The sequence below is a fragment of the Variovorax sp. JS1663 genome, from assembly GCF_002157355.1.
In the GTDB taxonomy this organism is placed as follows: Bacteria; Pseudomonadota; Gammaproteobacteria; order Burkholderiales; family Burkholderiaceae_C; genus Variovorax.
Genome location: NZ_LYMK01000002.1, coordinates 223841 through 240357, shown reverse-complemented (window position 1 = coordinate 240357; position 16517 = coordinate 223841). Strand labels below are relative to the sequence as shown.

Genomic DNA, 16517 nt, shown 5'->3' with positions numbered 1-16517 from the left:
CCGGGCAAGGCCGGATGAGTCTGCGCTTCAAATTCCGGAAGCTGCTAGAGTTACTTCAACGATCGACTAGACGAACACCCCGCGTGAAGCCATGAACCAGCTGACTGATGAACGATAAGCAGGTTCCCCTCGTCGAAATCCTTGTCGTGTTGGCCAATGAGCAGCGTATGGAGATTCTGCGCAAGCTCAAGTCGCCTCGAACCAGCTTTCCGCCGCAAGACGAAGGTGATCCGGTGTTGGATGGCGTTTGCGTCTCATCGATACAAGCTGGCCAGGGCCTCGCATTCTCGACAACCTCCAAGTATCTGGCCGACCTTGCTCGCATCGGCTTGGTCACCGCCAAACGAAGCGGCAAGTGGTCTTATTACAAGCGCAATGAAAAGGCCATCAACAATGTGCTCGCCCGCCTGAAAGCGGAACTGTGAGTCTTTCCGGACTCATGAAACACGAGCGAACACGAGCAGAAGCAGAGTGACCAAGCCAGCGTCATGCAGGCGCGCCATGACAGCAGGTTGTGCAAGCGCCGCAGCGAGGGAACGCGTGTACCGACCGCACGTAGGGCAGCAGGTTCGAAGGTAGTTGTAGTGCAGCCCCGACTCCTTGTCGAAGTACTGCCCGTCATAGCGCTTGTTGGCAAGCTGCCCAGCGGCGGTGTAGCCATAGCCGACCTGCTGCCTCAGCCCGCTGGCGAGTACCTGGGTCTTGGTGACCACGCAGCCGAAGATGTCCCGGGTGTAAGTGGTGCTGCCGCTGCGGTCGGTGAAGGAGCTCAGGTAGCCCTTCGCATGGGCGCCGACGCCATAGACCAGCGTGCTGGATTGGCCGTCGGCATAGGTGATGAGCGTGGGGCGGCTCAGGAGGTCACGCTGGATGCGGGTGACTTGGCCTGAAGCATCGGTGATGGCGATCGGCTGGCCCATCACGTCGTACTCGGTGCGAATGGTGCCGGCACTGGCAGGCATCGCCAGCAGCGAGGCCTGAAGCACGACGCACGCGGCCCGCACGACCCGTGCGCGCCTGTCATGGAAATCCCTGGTTGTTTGATCTTCTCGCTGCGCTCGGTGGTGCGCAGCGGCGCGACCCAACGAGAGAAGCGGCGGCGTCCGCCTGCCGCATTCACCTCATTGGTGGGCGCGGATCATAGAGACGCAGGCCACGGGACACCAGACAGGAGAAGGTTCACTGGCCAGGAGCAAGTATTCGAGAAAGTAGCGCCAACGGCGGCATCAAGGCCACGAGCGGCGTGATGCCCAGCCAGGCCCATCCGGGGGACTTCGTCCACGCGCGCGCTCACGAGGCGGGGCGCGCCGTCCGCTGGACGTCCCGCATCAGCCGCTCCGCCACGAGCTCCAGGAAGAAGAAACCGAAGCGCGGGTTCTGGTAGTACATCTGCCGCACCTCGTCGTAGGTCACGCACAGCAGCGTTCCCGACTGCTCGCACACGACCGTCTGTGTGCGCCTGTGCTCCCTGTTGAGCAGGCCCAGTTCGCCGATGACCTCGCCCTGCCCCACGGCGACGTCGGCCTCGACCGCGCGAAAGCGCCCGCCCAGCACGAACAGGACCTCTTCCGCCGCGTCGCCTCGCCGGAACAGCGTTTCGCCGGCCCGGACGGCACGGTGGCGCGAAAAGGGCTTGAGCCAGTCCATAGAGAGCTGGCTGCCGGTGAGCGCCTCGATCTGGCGGGTCAGCCGCAGCAACTGCCGCAGACGCCACAGGTTCAAGGGCAGGAGCGCCAGGTGGAGCAGCAGCACCGGGTAGACCGGGCCCAGCAGGCCATAGGTGATGAAGGCCAGGTTGGCCACGATGCCCGCCATGCGCAGGTGGACCATCGTCTTCATCGAGAAGGTGGTCAGCGTCAGCAGCGCGCCGAGGTAGCCGAAGATCTCTGTCCATTGCATGTCGGGGGGCTCCGTCTTGTGGGCGAGGAGGGGTCGAAGGGGCTGGCGGCTAGGGCTGGCTCTTGCGCGTGTGCAACTGCCGGCTGCGCCATGCATCGGGCGCGCAGCCGAACTGGACGCCGAACCACCGTGTGAATGCACTGTGGGTGCTGTAGCCCAGCATCGCGGCGACCTCGCCCAGGCTGTAGCGGCTGTTGGCCACGTAGCGGGGGGCCAGCTCCTGCCGGACCTCGTTGATCAGCTGCTTGAAGTTCAGCGACCGCCCATCGAGTTCGCGCTGCAGCGTGCGCACGCTCATCCCCAGGCCCTGCGCCACCGACTTGCACGTAGCCCGGCCCGCCGGCAGCATGAGATAGATCGCCTTGCGCACTTCCTGGTCGATCGCGCGCTGCCGGTCACCCGGCAGCGCCGCGATCATCTTCCTGGCGTAGTCCGCCAGCACGGGATCGGCCGCCGGGTTGGCCACGTCCAGATCGGCGGCCCGGCACACCAGTCCGTTGAAGCCGCCGTCGAACTCGACGCGGCACTTGAAGAAGCGGCGGTGAAAGCCGAGGCTGGACGGCGCGCCGTGGGTGAAGCTCACGCTGACCGGCTGCCAGCGCTCGCCAAGCAGCGCCTCGCCCATGCGGTAGAGGACGCCGATCGCCAGCTCGATGGACTGCCGCGCATCGACGGCCATCACCAGCTCCTCGCGCAGGACGACGAGGCTTCCGACATCCTCCACCTGGATCGCCAGCCGCTCGTTGAGCAGATGCAGGTGCTCGATGAGCGTGAGCAGGATTTGGCGCAGCGTGGGCTGGTGCATCAGCAGCAGGCTGACGACGCCGAAGTTCGACAGTTGCCGCCGCGCCGCGATGCGCAGGCCGAAGGATTCGCAACCCGTGCTGCGCGCCGCATCCTCGAGCAGCCGGGCGACGCGCTCCGCCTCGATCAACTGGTCCGGCTGCCGGATCAGCGCCGCCCGGAGCCCCGCCCTGCGCAGGGCCGCGGCCGGGTCATGGCCGAGCTCCTGGGCCACCTCCGAGAAGTTCGTCAGCGCCGCCGCGCGCACCAGAGCCACCATGGTCGAGCCTTGCCTCGTGATCGATTCATTCTGGCATGAAATGTCAAGCGACTGGCATCAAATGCAAAGCCGGAACAGGCCCCGGCTTCTACAGTCTCCACACCCACCAAGGAGACAACAGAATGAAGATCGAGCCGCTGACCTGCGCCATCGGAGCGGAGCTGAAGGGGGTCAGCCTGGCCGATGCGGCGCGCGATGACGACCTGTTCGCCGAAATCAAGGCACTGCTGCTGCGCCACAAGGTGCTGTTCCTGCGCGGACAGGCCATCAGCCGCGCGGAGCACGTGGCCTTCGCCCGCCGCTTCGGCGAGCTGGAGGACCACCCCGTGGCCGGCAGCGACCCGGAGCACCCCGGGCTGGTGCGCATCTACAAGACCCCTGACGCGCCCAACGACCGCTACGAGAACAGCTGGCACACCGATGCCACCTGGCGCGAGGTGCCGCCCATGGGCTGCGTGCTGCGCTGCATCGAGTGTCCGCCGGTGGGCGGCGACACGATGTGGGCCAACATGGCGCTGGCCTACGAGCGGCTGCCCGAGCAAGTCAAGGACCTGATCGCGCCACTGCGCGCCCGCCACAGCATCGAGTGCACCTTCGGCGCGGCCATGCCGATCGAGAAGCGCCTGGCGCTCAGGCAGCAGTACCCGGATGCCGAGCATCCCGTGGTGCGCATCCATCCCGAGACCGGCGAGAAGGTGCTGTTCGTCAACGGCTTCACCACGCACTTCACCAACTTCCACACCCCGGCCAACGTGCGCTACGGGCAGGACTTCACCCAGGGCGCGTCGTCGCTGCTGCAGTACCTGATCAGCCAGGCGGCCATCCCCGAGTACCAGGTGCGCTGGCGCTGGCAGCCGGACAGCGTGGCGATCTGGGACAACCGCGCCACGCAGCACTACGCCGTCATGGACTACCCGCCCTGCCACCGCAAGATGGAACGCGCGGGAATCGTCGGCACGCCGACCGCCTGACCCACCCTCGATCGCACATTCACGGAGCTCCCGACATGAACTTCCTCGACGGCCACCTGTTCCCCGAGAACCAGCAGCCCCTGGTCATCACCGCCGCGCCCTACGCGCCCTCGTGGCTGCCCTCGGACTTCCCCGGCGAGATCGCCGTGACGATGGAAGAGCAGATCCAGAAGGCGGTGGACTGCTACAACGCCGGCGCCACCGTGCTGCACCTGCACGTGCGCGAACTGGACGGCAAGGGCAGCAAGCGCCTGTCCAAGTTCAACGAGCTGATCGCCGGCGTGCGCGAGCGCGTGCCGGAAATGATCATCCAGGTGGGCGGCTCCATCAGTTTCGCGCCGGAAACGGACGGCGCCGCCGCCAAGTGGCTGAGCGACGACACGCGCCACATGCTGGCCGAGCTCGACCCCAAGCCCGACCAGGTCACGGTGACCGTCAACACCTCGCAGATGAACATCCTGGAGCAGTTCGACCTGCGCGACATCCAGGGCACCTCGATGGAGGACCCGGCCGTCTTCAACGCCTACAAGGAGATGACCGTGCCCGCGCAGCCGGGCTGGGCCGAGGAGCACATCCGGCGCCTGTCGGCCGCGGGCATCCAGAGCGCCTTCCAGTGCTACAACATCAACAGCTTCGAATCGGTGGAGCGGCTGATCCGGCGCGGCATCTACAGGGGCCCGCTGGCGCTCAACTGGGTGGCCATCGGCGGCGGCATGGATGCGCCCAACATCTACAACCTGGCCAACTTCGTGCGCGCCGTGCCCGACGGCGCCATGCTCACGGTGGAAAGCTCGGTGCTCAACGTGCTGCCGGTCAACATGATGGGCATCGCCATGGGCCTGCACGTGCGCTGCGGCACGGAGGACAACCTCTGGAACCAGTCGCGCACCGCCAAGATCGGCACGGTGGCGCAGATCGAGCAGCTGGTGCGCATCTCGCGCGAGTTCGGCCGGCCCATCGCCACGGCCGCCCAGGCGCGCGAGATCTGCAAGATCGGCGTCTTCTACGAGACGGTGGAAGAGACCCTGCTCGCCAACGGCTTCGCGCCCAACCGCAACGGCGCCCAGCAGGGCTTCCTGCGCAAGGCTGCCTGAACCCGTACTGGAACGACCATGAAGCGCGCCGCCATCGCCTCCCTGCTGACCGCAGCCCTCGCCGTACTGGGCGCGCCACCGGCAGCCGCCTTCACCGACAAGCCGTTGAAGATGATCGTGCCCGCGCCGCCGGGCGGCACCATTGACGTGATGGCGCGCATCGTGGGCGACCAGCTCTCGCGTGACATCGGCCAGCCCGTGGTGGTGGAGAACAAGCCGGGCGCCGGCGGCTCCATCGCCGCCAGGTACCTGCTCGCGCAGCCGGCCGACGGCCAGACGCTGATGGTGACGGCCAGCAACGTGCTGACCGAGGTGCCGCACGTGCTCAAGGGCGGCTTCGATCCGCTCAAGGACGTCAAGCCCCTGTCGCTGATGGCGCGCTCGTCGATGCTCTTCATCGCCTCGCCGCAGTTTCCCGCCAAGGACGCGAAGGAAGCCATCGCCTACGTGAAGGCGCATCCGGGCCAGGTGTCCTTCGCCTCCTACAGCGCCGGCACAGCCTCCCAGTACGCGGGCGCGATCCTGAACAAGGCGGCGGGGCTGGACATGCAACACGTGCCCTACCCCGGCTCGGCGCCCGCGCTGGCCCAGGTGATGGGCGGGCAGATCCCGCTCATGTTCGACGGCGCCGTCACGTCCAAGGCGCCGATCGCCGCCGGCAAGGTGCGCCTGCTGGCCATCGCGGCCAAGGCCCGCCTGCCCGATTTCCCGGGCGTGCCCACGCTCGCGGAGCTCGGCTATCCGGAGCTGAACTTCAGCAACTGGGTCGGGGTGATCGCCTCGTCGCAGATGCCGGCCCCGCTGGCCGAGAAGATCCACGCGGCGCTGCAGAAAGTGGCGGCCAACCCCGCCGTGCGCGAGCGGCTGGTCGGCGTCGGCTTCGAGCCGATGGCGGAGCGCTCGCTGGCCCAGGCGCAGGGCGAGCTGCGGGAGGAGTACGACCGCAACGCCGAGATCGTCAGGACCTTCGGCATCAAGCTCAACTGAAGACACCACAACGACTGGAGACATTCCCATGGTCAAGGCCATCCGTTTCAGCGAGACCGGCGGTCCCGAGGTCCTGCAGCTGCAGGACGTCGAGGTCGGCGACCCCGGCCCCGGCGAGGCGCGCGTGCGGCACAGCTACATCGCGCTGAACTTCATCGACATCTACTTCCGCACCGGCCGCTATCCGCTCGCGCTGCCCAACGGGCTGGGCTCCGATGCGGTGGGCGTGGTCGAGGCCGTGGGCCCCGGCGTGACGGACATCCGCGTGGGCGACCGCGTCGGCTACCTGATCGGACCGCAGGGCGCCTATGCGCAGGTGCGGGTGATGCCGGCGGACGTGCTGATCCCGCTGCCCGACGGCATCTCCGACCGGACCGCCGCCACGCTGATGATGAAGGGCATGACGGCGCAGTACCTGTTCCGCCAGGTCCGTCCGCTGCAGGGTGGCGAGACCATCCTCTACCACGCGGCCGCCGGCGGCGTGGGCCTGATCGCCTGCCAGTGGGCGCGCGCCATGGGCGTCACGATGATCGGCACCGTCAGCACCGACGAGAAGGCCGCGCTCGCCCGGGCCAACGGCTGCGCGCACACCATCGTGACATCGCGCGAGAACATCGCCGAGCGCGTCGCCGAGATCACCGGCGGCCAGGGCGTGCCGGTGGTCTACGACTCGATCGGCAAGGACACGCTGGAGGCCTCGCTGGCCTGCCTGCAGCCGCGCGGCACGCTGGTGAGCAACGGCACCTCGTCGGGCCCGGTGGTGATCGACACGCGGCAGTTGGCCGCCAAGTCGATCTGGCTCACGCGGCCGGCGATGGTGCACTACATCCATCCGCGCGCGCACATGCTGGAGATGGCCGCGGAGCTGTTCGGCCATGTGCTGGCCGGGCGCATCACGAGCGAGCCCCAGCAGGTCTACGCACTGGCCGATGCGGCCGAGGCACACCACGCGCTCGAGGGCCGAAAGACCACCGGCTCCACCATCCTGGTGCCCTGAGGTGAACAAGGAAGTCCATCCGATGAAGCACTTCGTCCTGACTCTGTCCGCACTTGCCGCCGGCACGGCCGCGGCCCAATCGTCACTCACCCTGTTCGGCGTCGTCGATGCCGGCGTGAGCCGCTACACGACGAAGAGCCGCTCCTGGGGCGCCACGCCGCCGCAACAAGTCACCCAGAGCCAGACGGCGCTGTCGAGCTCGGGCTACAACTCCAGCCGCATCGGCTTCCGGGGCACCGAAGACCTGGGCGGCGGGCTGGCGGCCAGCTTCTGGCTGGAGGCACCGGTGGCCAACGACACGGGCGCCAGCGGCATCGCGAACTTCGGCCGCCGCTCCACCGTCAGCCTGTCGGGGCCCTTCGGCGAAGTGCGCCTGGGACGCGACTACACCGCCTCCTTCTGGAACGACGCGGTGTTCGATCCCTTCGGCGTCAACGGCGTTGGCACCAACCTGATCGCGGTGGTCAACAGCAACCTCGCCGCCGTGCGCGCGCTGGCCACCGGCGGGCTGCTCAACGGCGGTCTCTCCGCTGGCACCGACAGCTACCTGCGCACCAGCAACGCCGTCAGTTATTTCCTGCCCCCGACACTGGGCGGCCTCTACGGGCAAGCCCAGTACGCCCTGCACGAGAACGTGGAGGACAGCAGCACGGCCGGCGGCGCGTCGCGGCGGGGCCGCTATGCGGGCGCACGCCTGGGCTGGACCGACGGCAAGGCCGACGTGGCGCTGGGCTACGGCGAGAGCACCCTGTCCAGCACCGTCCCCACCGCCGAGAAGATCAAGAGCCTGAACATCGGCGGCAGCTACGACCTCGGCGTGGTGAAGGTCTTCGGCGAATGGTCGCGCGTGCGCGACGTCCGCGACGGTGCCGCGCCCTCGGCCACGCGCCTGACCGACCGCTACGACGGCGTCGTGGCCGGCGTGAACGTGCCGGTCGGCGCGGGCGTCATCCGCGCGTCGTACGGGCGCGTGAAGTTCGACAATGGCAACGACCTGCCGGGCAGCGACGCCACGGTCGACAAGCTCGCGCTGGGCTACGTGCACCACCTGTCCAAGCGCACCGCGCTGTACGCGACGGTCGCGCGCATCGACATCCGCAACGGCCGCAACAACCCGGCCGTGATGGGCGTCACGCCGATGGTGCTGAGCGTGCGGGCGATCCTCCCGCAGCCGGGGTACGTCAGCACCGGCGGGCTGGAGCCGCGCCGGGCCGTCGGGTACGACTTCGGCATCCGGCACGCGTTCTGAGGCGGCGTCCCTCGTCCGCTCCGGCATCGGCCCCGCGGCGCGGGCCGCCAGCAAGCCGCCCCTTGCTGCTAGCATCTACCGCGCCCCAGGAATTACCGATAGGAGACACAGGACGTGGGAGATCTGCTTTCGCTCCTGCGCTTCAGCGCCGGCTCGGGCCACATCTGGCTGGACGAGCAGCGCATGCTGCTGCTGCATGCGCGCGCCTTCGCCGAGCTGCGCAAGGAGCTGCTGGACACCCTCGGCGTGGAGCGCGCCCGCAGCCTGCTGGTGCGCATGGGCTTCGCGTCGGGCCAGCGCGACGGCGAGATGGCGGCCAAGGCGCGCAACGCCGGCATGCGCACCGAGGACGCCTTCATGCTCGGGCCGCAGCTGCACTCCATCGAGGGCATCGTCAGCGTCGAGAAGGTGCACATCGACATCGACATCGCGGCACGGCGCTTCCATGGCGAGTTCATCTGGGAGAACGCCTGGGAATGCGAGGCGCACGTGGCCGAGTTCGGCTACGGGGAAGACCCGCAGTGCTGGTCGCAGATCGGCTACGCCTCGGGCTACACCAGCGCCTTCGTCGGCCGCCTGATCGTCTACAAGGAGATCGAGTGCACCAGCATGGGCGACAGCCGCTGCCGCATCGTCGGCCAGCCGGCCGAGGACTGGCAGGACCCGCGCTACCTGGACTACTTCCGCCAGCACCACGTGGCCGAGAAGCTGATCGAGTTCAACCTGGGGCTGGAGCACATCCGCAGCCTGCAGCCGCGGCGCGAGTACGACCAGAAGCTGGTGGGCGTCTCCCCCGGATTCCGCGCCGCCTTCGACCTGCTGCGCAGCGCCGCCAACAGCGCGATCACGGTGCTGCTGCTGGGCGAGACCGGCGTGGGCAAGGAGCTGTTCGCGCGCTGGCTGCACGACAACGGACCGCGCGCCAAGCAGCCCTTCATCGCGGTCAACTGCGCGGCCATTCCGCATGAGCTGATCGAGGCCGAGCTCTTCGGCGTGGAAAAAGGCGCCTACACCGGCGCCCATCACGCGCGCGCCGGCCGCTTCGAGCGCGCGCACGGCGGCACGCTGTTCCTGGACGAAGCCGGCGACCTGCCGCCCGCCACCCAGGTCAAGCTGCTGCGCGTGCTGCAGACCGGCGAGATCGAGCGCCTGGGCGCCGAGCAGCCCACGCGGGTGGACGTGCGCATCGTCGCCGCCACCAACGTCAACCTGCAGCAGGCGATGCAGGCCGGCCGCTTCCGCAGCGACCTGTTCTACCGGCTCAACACCTTTCCCATCACCATCCCGCCGCTGCGCGAGCGCACCGCCGACATCCCGCCGCTGGTGGTGCGCTTCATCGAGAAGTTCAGCGCGCTCTACAGCAAGAAGCTGCGCGGCCTGACCGACAAGGCCATGCGCGAGGTGTTGCGCCACGCCTGGCCCGGCAACATCCGCGAGCTGGAGAACGTGATCGAGCGCGCGGTGCTGCTGGCGCCCGACCACGGCGAGATCGAGGCGGCGCACCTGTGGATCACGCCGCCCGGCACGGCCGCCGGCGAGGCAGCCGGCCGCAGCCACGTGGACGAGCGCGGCCAGCTCTGCGCCGACGACGACGGCACCGCCGGCATGCTGGATGCGCTGTGCGAGCAGGTGCTGGAACAGCACATCGACATCGCGGCGCTGGAACAGCGGCTGATGCGCGCGGCCATGCAGCGCGCCAAAGGCAATCTCTCGCAGGCCGCGCGGCTGCTGGGCATCACGCGGCCGCAGCTGGCCTATCGGCTCAAGAAGGAAGGGCTTCCCGCGTCCTGAGGCCGGCCGGCGCATGCTGCGCCATCAGTTCCGCGACCCAATCGATGAACACGCGCAGCTTCGCGCTGACATGCCGGTTCGGCGGAAACGCCACGTACAGCGGCATCGGATCGAGGCGCCAGTCCTCGAACAACGGCACCAGCTCGCCGCGCGCCAGATGCGGCCGGGCCATGTAGTGCGGCAGCCAGAGGACGCCCAGGCCGGCCAGGCCGGCCGCGAGGTAGGCGTTGCCGTCGTCGAACGCGAACACGTAGCGGCCTTGCACTTCGATGCGCTCGCCGTCGCGGCGCATGGCGTACGAAAAGATCCTGTCCTTGCGTGACCGGAGGAAGCCCACGATGCGGTGATGCGTCTCTTCCAGCTCCCGCGGATGCGAAGGCGTGCCGGCGCGGTCCAGGTAGCCCGGCGCCGCGTAGACCCCGAGCTGCAGGTCGCCGACCTGGCGTGCCATCAGCGACTGGTCGGTGATCTTGCCGCCGCGCACGACGCAGTCCACGTTCTCGCCGATCAGGTCCACCACGCGGTCGCTCGCGCCCATGTCGAGCTGGATGTCTGGGTAGTGCGCATGGAATGCCGGCAATGCCGGCACCAGGATCATGCGCGCCAGTGGACTGGGCACATCGACCCGCAGCCGGCCTCGGGGTGACGCCGAAGCGCCGGACAGGCTGGTCTCGGCATCGTCCATGTCGGCCAGGAGGCGCAACACGCGCTCGTAGTAGACCGCGCCGTCGGCCGTGACATTGACCTGGCGCGTGGTGCGGTTGAGCAGCTTGACACGCAGCCTTGCTTCCAGCTGCTGCACCAGCTGTGTCACGCTGGTCTTGCTCATGTGGAGCGCCTCGGCCGCCTTGGTGAAGCTGCGTGCCTCCACCACGTGGGCAAATGCCTGCATCGCATCGAAACGGTCCATCTCTGCTCCATCGATCTCGAAGATTGTTTGGATTCTGCAAAAAGTGATTGTTGGCCTTGCCCGTTTATCCGGGAACGATGGGTCGCTAAAGTCCCTTCATCGTCATCACCGGGTCGGGGCCGACCCCTTCAAGAAGGCAAATCCATGGTTCAACGCGACGTTGTTTTTCCGGCCGGGCGCCAGGCGCTCTATGAAAGAAACCGGTATTCGCCGGCGATCCGGTCGAATGGCTTCCTGTTCGTTTCGGGGCAGGTCGGCAGCCGCGAGGACGGCTCGCCGGAGCCCGACCTGGAGGCACAGGTCCGCCTCGCATTCGACAATCTCAATGCGATCCTCGCCGCTGCGGGCTGCACCTTCGACGACGTGGTCGACGTGACCGTCTTCATCGTCGACCCCGAATCGACGTTCGACACGATCTGGAAGGTGTTTCCCGAGTACTGGGGCAAGGCGCCGCATCCAACGCTGACCGGCATCGGCGTGACGTGGCTCTATGGCTTCCAGTTCGAGATCAAGGTGATCGCAAAGCTCCCGGAGCCGGGTCAGGGCTGATCCAGCGCGCCGACGAATGAAGCCTTGCGGCGGCAGACACGCCACCAGTCCATTTGGACTGCTTCGTTGTTTAGCGCCGATTTCGCCAGTTTGGTCACACCGGTGATTGGCCACCGCGGGTCAAACTACTTGCATGGTCAAGGCGTTTTCACTTCTGCTTTGTGCCGCAAGCGCTGCGTGGCTCGTCTACGTCTTCGGACTCGGCATGCTTTTCGCGATCGTTGCGCTCGCCGCGGGCGCCGTGCTGCTCTTCGTCGACCCGGCTGCGCAGCCGGCGGTCCGTCGCAACGGCACGCCGGCGCGCGACCAGACCACCGCCTGGAGGGATTTCTAGGCCAGTTCGAGCCGCGGCCGCGTGAGCCGGCCGTCCGCCAGTTCGAGGGCGAAGCGCAGTTGCGGGCCTTCGACGAGGAGCTGGAGCTTCAGCCGCGCGGCGACCCTCTCGCAGGCGAGCCGGGCGCTCATCCACCTCGCCGCCGCGTCGCGGGCCGAGACCGACTCCATCTCGACGCCCAGGCCGCGGCCCACGGCCTGGGAATGCAAGGTCACCGCGTTGCGGCCTTCGCCGCGCCCCTCCAGGTGCGCCTGCAGGCCGGGCATCGCCAGGCTGCCATCGCCCAGTTGCAGCTCGCCCGACAGCGCGGTGCGGCCCAGCAGCAGCCGCGCCTGCTCGGTCAGCCCGGGCCCGGGCCCGCCGCTGCCCAGGCGCAGCATCGATTCGACGAAGGGCTGCAGCCGCAGCTTGCCGCGCTCGGACACCCACGGGCTCAGCAAGGCCCCGCGGCGCTCGAACTCCACGCCCGCGAGCGGCGCCGAGGCGAACTGGTACAGATAGCTGCGCCCGTTCGGCGCATCGACATAGAAGCCCATCCGGCTCACGCCCATGCGCGAGTCGGGCCCGACGTGCTCGACGGTCGCGTCGTTGAAGTCGACCTGGCCGAAACGGATCGGCACGGTCACGTCGGCATCGAACAGCAGATGCGCGTCGGTGATCTCCCCGCGCACCGTGCCTTCGGCGTCGCCGAGCGGGCCGAGGAACCATGCAGCGGCCGGCGCCGCACTCGCGGCCGGCGACGCCGACCCGGCCGAAGTGCGCGTGGCATCCCACACCTGACGGATGGCGGCCGGCACGACCAGGGGGCCGTGCAGCTTCACGCCGGAGAACTCCACCTGCGCTGCCTCGACGACAGACAGACGCATGGCACCGGCCTCGGTCCGCAGCCCCGCCACCAGCTCGTGGACGGCGACGCGATCGAGCTCCATGACGAGCGGGCCCACCGCCAGCCGAAGCGCCGCCGCCTCCAGCTTGCTCGCTCGGATCTCGACCACGCCATCCGGTCCCGACGACAAGGCCAGGCCCTCCAGGGAGCAGCGGTTGCCGGCGGCCGGATCGGAGGCGCCGAGCGCCAGGCCGAGCGCCAGGTCGATGATGGAAGCCGCGAGCGGGACGGTCATGGGCCTGCTTGTACCAGACACGCCGCGGCATCGGCGGCGAACCGGGCTGCGGCATCCGGCAGCGCATCGCGGCCCTGCAGCCGGAACGAAACGGGCGCGAGCGGACCGAAGCGCAGCGCGTGCTTCAACGCGGGCCAGCGCTTCGGATCGGGCTCCGCGCCCGCGGCCCGCGCGAAGGAGAGCGCCACCAGGTTCATCCTGGTTTTCTGCGGCACATCGCCACGGGCGCGGCATGCCGCGAGGCTCTCTTCCATTTCGTCGGCGGTCGGGGCTGCGACGGCACCGCTCCACGTGTAGGCGATCCATCGCGCCTGCAGCTCGAGCGGTGGAAAGAACGGCCCGGCCTGGTCCCACAGACCCACGAAGGCGAGTCCCGGCAACTGCGGATGGAAGGTGTGGCGATGCAGGTCGATGCGCTGCGTGCCGAGGTTGAGCGTGCGGCGGATCGGCTCATCCAGGAAGGGCATGTGCAGCGCGAAGCCGGTGCCGAAGAGGATGCCGTCGAAGGACTCCACCCCGCCGTCCTGAAACCGGACTTGCGTGCCTTCGACGCGGTCGAACCACGGACGCACCTCGATACGGCCTTCGGCGACCAGGGGCAGGTAGTGCTGGCTCAGCGTGAGGCCGGCTTCGAAGATGTCGTCGGCGGGCCGGGGCGCGCCGTACTGCTCGGGACTGCCGCCTGCATCCAGCACCAGCGCCTTCAGCCTGGCGCCGAACTCGCTGCGCGGCAGTGACGCCTCGGCCAGCGCCTGGTCGCGCGTGAAGAGGAGATGGTCCGTCGGCACGCCGGCCTTGAGCTTGGGCAGCACGTAGCGCTGCCGCCGGTTGCAGGCGACCACGCGCGCCGCGCCCATCATGCACAGGTCGCTCGCGATCTCGAGCGCGCTGATGGCGCAACCGGCCACGAGGACGTGCTTGCCGCGGTACCGATCCGGATGCTTGTACGCGCTGGTGTGCGCGACGCCTGCGCTGCCCGAGAACGACGCCAGGCCCGGCACGTCGGGGATCTCCGCACGCTGGTAGCGGCCGGTCGCGACCACCACCTTCTCGAAGACTTCCTCCTGCACGCCATGCCGCACGGCCCAGCCGCCGCGCACTGCCGCGATCTCGCGCACGGCGGTGTTCAGGCGCATCCGTGCCGGCAGATCGAAGGTTTCCGCGTAGCGTCGCAGGTAGTCGCCGATTTCGCGGTTGGAGGGATAGACGGCCAGCCCCGGCAGATGCGGCAGGTCGCTGAACTGGGTGAGCACACGGCTCGTGTTGGTGCGCATGGACGGCCAGACGCCGCTGCAGCACGGGTCGCCGCTCCACTGGCCGCCAGGCACCGGTGCCTGCTCGAACAGGACGGGCGAGAAGCCTTCCGACTGCAGGTAGCGCGCCGCGACCAAGCCGCCCGGCCCCGAACCGATGATCGCAACTCGTGTCATGGCCTCCAGCTTCCGCCTCGTTCGACGCGTCGCCCCGGGGGCTCATGGCTGCATCCCCGGCGCGAGACGATCTTAAGGCCATGCATCGCGTGCGTGTATCGCCGGCCCCGGCGCCGGCCTTGCCTAGGCGCGCAGCGCGGCGAACTGCACGACGAGGCTTCTCGCCCGATCGCGTTCTCGGAAGAGCGCTTCCCCCGCCCGTTTCACCATTTGATCAAGCTGCAGCGCAGCAAATGATCAACCCATGATCCGGGAGAACCCGCAGCTTCGCGCCGCGGGCGGATCGCCCCTTTGCAAATCAATCACTTAGCCGCGCTGGCACGGCCGTTGCCCCTCTAGGCCAGGGCGGCGCGGTTGCCGACCCTCAAGTGATGGATTGAACAAGTGAAGCCCTCCAACCAGCCCAGCGATCCACGCAGCGCCGGCGCCATGAGCCGCACGGCCGTTCCGAAGGCGAATACCGCGGCCAAAGGCGAAGGTACCCGATTGACCGGCCAGGCGTGCTACGTGCGCGTCACCGGAACACGCGATGCGCGCTTCGTCGAGTTCGAGTTCGCCATCGGCGACCCCGAGCTGGCCGTGGAGCTGGTGCTGCAGTTCGACCAGTTCCGCGAGTTCTGCGCCCGCCATGCGGTGCAGCAGCTCTCGCCCGAGGACGGCGCGCGGCTGGACTACGAGCGCATGAAGTGGCGCTACGGCGCGCCGGGCATCGACCACTGAATTCCCCTCTTCCTTCTTTTCCCCACACAGGAGACACCCCGTGCAAGTCGACATCAAGACCTCCGACATCCGGCCGATCCGGCAGACCTTCTCGCACGTCGCGCGCCGGCTCGGCAACAAGCCGGCCTCGCGCTACCAGGAAGCGACGCTGGACATGCAGCCGACCGCGAACTTCCACTACCGCCCGCTGTGGCAGCCCGAGTTCGAGCTGTACGACAGGCGACGCACCGCGATCGAGATGGCCGACTGGTACACCTTCAAGGACCCGCGCCACTACTACTACGGCGTCTACACGATGACGCGGGCACGCCAGCAGGAAGGCGCCGACCGCCAGTTCGAGTTCGCCGAAAAGCGCGGCCTGCTGGCAGTGATCGATGCCTCGGCGCGCGAGTCGCTCCAGCAGGTGCTGGTGCCGCTGCGCCACTACGAGTGGGGCGCCAACATGAACATGAGCTACTGCTGCGGCTACGGCTACGGCACCGCGATCACGCAGCCCTTCATCTTCGCGGCGATGGACCGGCTGGGCATCGCGCAGTACGTCTCGCGCGTCGGGCTGCAGCTGGACGGCAACTCCGGCGCCGCGCTGGACGCCGGCAAGAAGGCCTGGCTCGAGCACCCGGCCTGGCAGGGCCTGCGCCGCGCGCTGGAGGACATGTTCGTCACCGCCGACTGGTTCGAGCTCTTCGTCGCGCAATGCCTGGTGGCGGACGGCCTGGTCTACCCGCTGCTGTACCGCCGCTACGCGAACGCGCAGGGCGCCGCCACCGGCCACGCGCTGGCGATGCTGACCGAGTTCCAGAACGAGTGGTTCGACGAGACGGCACGCTGGGTCGATGCCACCGTCAAGACCGCCGCCGGCGAGTCCCCCGCGAACGCAGCGCACATCGCGCAGTGGTACGCGCACTGGCGCGACACGCTCGCCGCCGGGCTGGAGCCGCTGGCTGCGCTGGCCTTCGGCGCTGCCGGTGCCGACGTGCTGGCCGAGGTGCGCGCCGAGCTGGACGCACGCGCCGCCCGCCTGGGCCTGAAGGGCTGAGGCCGAATCCCATTTCACCGAAGGAGACACGCATGAGCATCCCCGCCCCGCAGGCCGCGAACCGCGCGCCCGTGTTCATCGCGCTGCAGACCAGCGAGTCCGCGCGCGCCATCGTCGAGGCCATCGTCGACGACAACCCGGAAGCCAACGTCAGCGAGTACCCCGCGATGGTGAAGATCGACGCCCCCGGCCGCCTGACGATCCGCCGCGAGAGCGTCGAGGCTCGCGTCGGCCGGCGCTGGGACACGCAGGAGCTGCACCTGAGCCTGATCTCGCTGTCCGGAAACATCGAGGAAAGCGACGACGAATTCACCCTGCACTGGGGCGCCTGAGCCCGGAACGCACGCGCAGCGCCGAACACACGAG

At 68.5% G+C, this 16517-nt stretch carries 18 protein-coding genes; 12 read left to right on the top strand and 6 right to left on the bottom strand.

The window, feature by feature from the left end:
* Positions 1–107 precede the first annotated feature (107 nt).
* Entirely contained in the window at positions 108–425 is a 318-nt protein-coding gene (locus tag A8M77_RS03400; RefSeq protein ID WP_086920133.1) for an ArsR/SmtB family transcription factor, read from the top strand.
* Between the two features lie 12 nt (positions 426–437).
* Here the strand turns inward: A8M77_RS03400 and A8M77_RS03395 are convergent, their stop codons facing one another.
* The 3 genes from A8M77_RS03395 to A8M77_RS03385 form a co-directional block, all read right to left on the bottom strand.
* On the bottom strand, positions 438–986 hold the full coding sequence (locus tag A8M77_RS03395; protein WP_086920132.1) for a hypothetical protein: 549 nt from the start codon (positions 984–986) through the stop codon (positions 438–440).
* 304 nt (positions 987–1290) lie between these two features.
* Positions 1291–1899: a Crp/Fnr family transcriptional regulator gene (locus A8M77_RS03390; RefSeq protein WP_158100874.1), complete on the bottom strand. Its 609-nt coding sequence runs from the start codon at positions 1897–1899 to the stop codon at positions 1291–1293.
* A gap of 49 nt (positions 1900–1948) precedes the next feature.
* A complete protein-coding gene (locus A8M77_RS03385; protein WP_086920130.1) occupies positions 1949–2962 on the bottom strand; it encodes an AraC family transcriptional regulator in 1014 nt (337 codons plus the stop codon).
* A gap of 122 nt (positions 2963–3084) precedes the next feature.
* On the opposite strand from A8M77_RS03385, the gene A8M77_RS03380 reads away from it, so the two are divergent.
* The 6 genes from A8M77_RS03380 to A8M77_RS03355 all read left to right on the top strand — a co-directional run bounded on the left by A8M77_RS03380 (position 3085) and on the right by A8M77_RS03355 (position 10051).
* Positions 3085–3933 carry a TauD/TfdA dioxygenase family protein gene (locus tag A8M77_RS03380; RefSeq protein ID WP_086920129.1) on the top strand — a complete coding sequence of 283 codons (849 nt, stop codon included), beginning with the start codon at positions 3085–3087 and terminating at the stop codon, positions 3931–3933.
* A 35-nt stretch (positions 3934–3968) separates the two neighbouring features.
* Positions 3969–5027 (top strand): 3-keto-5-aminohexanoate cleavage protein, encoded by a 1059-nt coding sequence (locus tag A8M77_RS03375; RefSeq protein WP_086920128.1) that lies wholly within the window; start codon positions 3969–3971, stop codon positions 5025–5027.
* An 18-nt stretch (positions 5028–5045) separates the two neighbouring features.
* Positions 5046–6014 (top strand): Bug family tripartite tricarboxylate transporter substrate binding protein, encoded by a 969-nt coding sequence (locus A8M77_RS03370; protein ID WP_086920127.1) that lies wholly within the window; start codon positions 5046–5048, stop codon positions 6012–6014.
* A 28-nt stretch (positions 6015–6042) separates the two neighbouring features.
* Positions 6043–7011, top strand: a complete 969-nt coding sequence (locus A8M77_RS03365; RefSeq protein WP_086920126.1) for a quinone oxidoreductase family protein — start codon at positions 6043–6045, stop codon at positions 7009–7011.
* Positions 7012–7033: 22 nt separating this feature from the next.
* Entirely contained in the window at positions 7034–8260 is a 1227-nt protein-coding gene (locus tag A8M77_RS03360) for a porin (protein ID WP_086920125.1), read from the top strand.
* Between the two features lie 114 nt (positions 8261–8374).
* Entirely contained in the window at positions 8375–10051 is a 1677-nt protein-coding gene (locus A8M77_RS03355; RefSeq protein ID WP_086920124.1) for a sigma-54-dependent Fis family transcriptional regulator, read from the top strand.
* Here A8M77_RS03355 and A8M77_RS03350 read toward each other — a convergent pair.
* Positions 10023–10961, bottom strand: a complete 939-nt coding sequence (locus A8M77_RS03350) for a LysR family transcriptional regulator (RefSeq protein ID WP_086920123.1) — start codon at positions 10959–10961, stop codon at positions 10023–10025. The two genes, A8M77_RS03355 and A8M77_RS03350, sit on opposite strands and share 29 nt — an antisense overlap.
* A gap of 144 nt (positions 10962–11105) precedes the next feature.
* Here A8M77_RS03350 and A8M77_RS03345 point away from each other — a divergent pair, with 144 nt between their 5' ends.
* Together A8M77_RS03345 and A8M77_RS37155 are read left to right on the top strand one after the other, a co-directional pair.
* Positions 11106–11510 carry a RidA family protein gene (locus A8M77_RS03345; protein WP_086920122.1) on the top strand — a complete coding sequence of 135 codons (405 nt, stop codon included), beginning with the start codon at positions 11106–11108 and terminating at the stop codon, positions 11508–11510.
* Between the two features lie 205 nt (positions 11511–11715).
* The gene (locus A8M77_RS37155; RefSeq protein ID WP_272947415.1) at positions 11716–11844 is read left to right on the top strand and encodes a hypothetical protein; all 129 of its coding nucleotides are present in this window, start codon (positions 11716–11718) and stop codon (positions 11842–11844) included.
* On the opposite strand, the gene A8M77_RS03335 is transcribed toward A8M77_RS37155, so the two are convergent.
* Entirely contained in the window at positions 11841–12965 is a 1125-nt protein-coding gene (locus A8M77_RS03335) for a hypothetical protein (RefSeq protein WP_086920120.1), read from the bottom strand. The genes A8M77_RS37155 and A8M77_RS03335 overlap by 4 nt on opposite strands.
* A complete protein-coding gene (locus A8M77_RS03330; protein WP_086920119.1) occupies positions 12962–14395 on the bottom strand; it encodes a flavin-containing monooxygenase in 1434 nt (477 codons plus the stop codon). Before A8M77_RS03330 ends, A8M77_RS03335 begins: the two co-directional genes overlap by 4 nt.
* A gap of 384 nt (positions 14396–14779) precedes the next feature.
* On the opposite strand from A8M77_RS03330, the gene A8M77_RS03325 reads away from it, so the two are divergent.
* The 3 genes from A8M77_RS03325 to A8M77_RS03315 are packed head-to-tail and all read left to right on the top strand — an operon-like array spanning position 14780 to position 16483.
* Positions 14780–15115: a phenol hydroxylase subunit gene (locus tag A8M77_RS03325; protein ID WP_238136694.1), complete on the top strand. Its 336-nt coding sequence runs from the start codon at positions 14780–14782 to the stop codon at positions 15113–15115.
* Between the two features lie 40 nt (positions 15116–15155).
* Positions 15156–16151 carry an aromatic/alkene monooxygenase hydroxylase subunit beta gene (locus A8M77_RS03320; RefSeq protein WP_086920118.1) on the top strand — a complete coding sequence of 332 codons (996 nt, stop codon included), beginning with the start codon at positions 15156–15158 and terminating at the stop codon, positions 16149–16151.
* Between the two features lie 32 nt (positions 16152–16183).
* Entirely contained in the window at positions 16184–16483 is a 300-nt protein-coding gene (locus A8M77_RS03315; RefSeq protein ID WP_086920117.1) for an MmoB/DmpM family protein, read from the top strand.
* Positions 16484–16517: the final 34 nt, after the last annotated feature.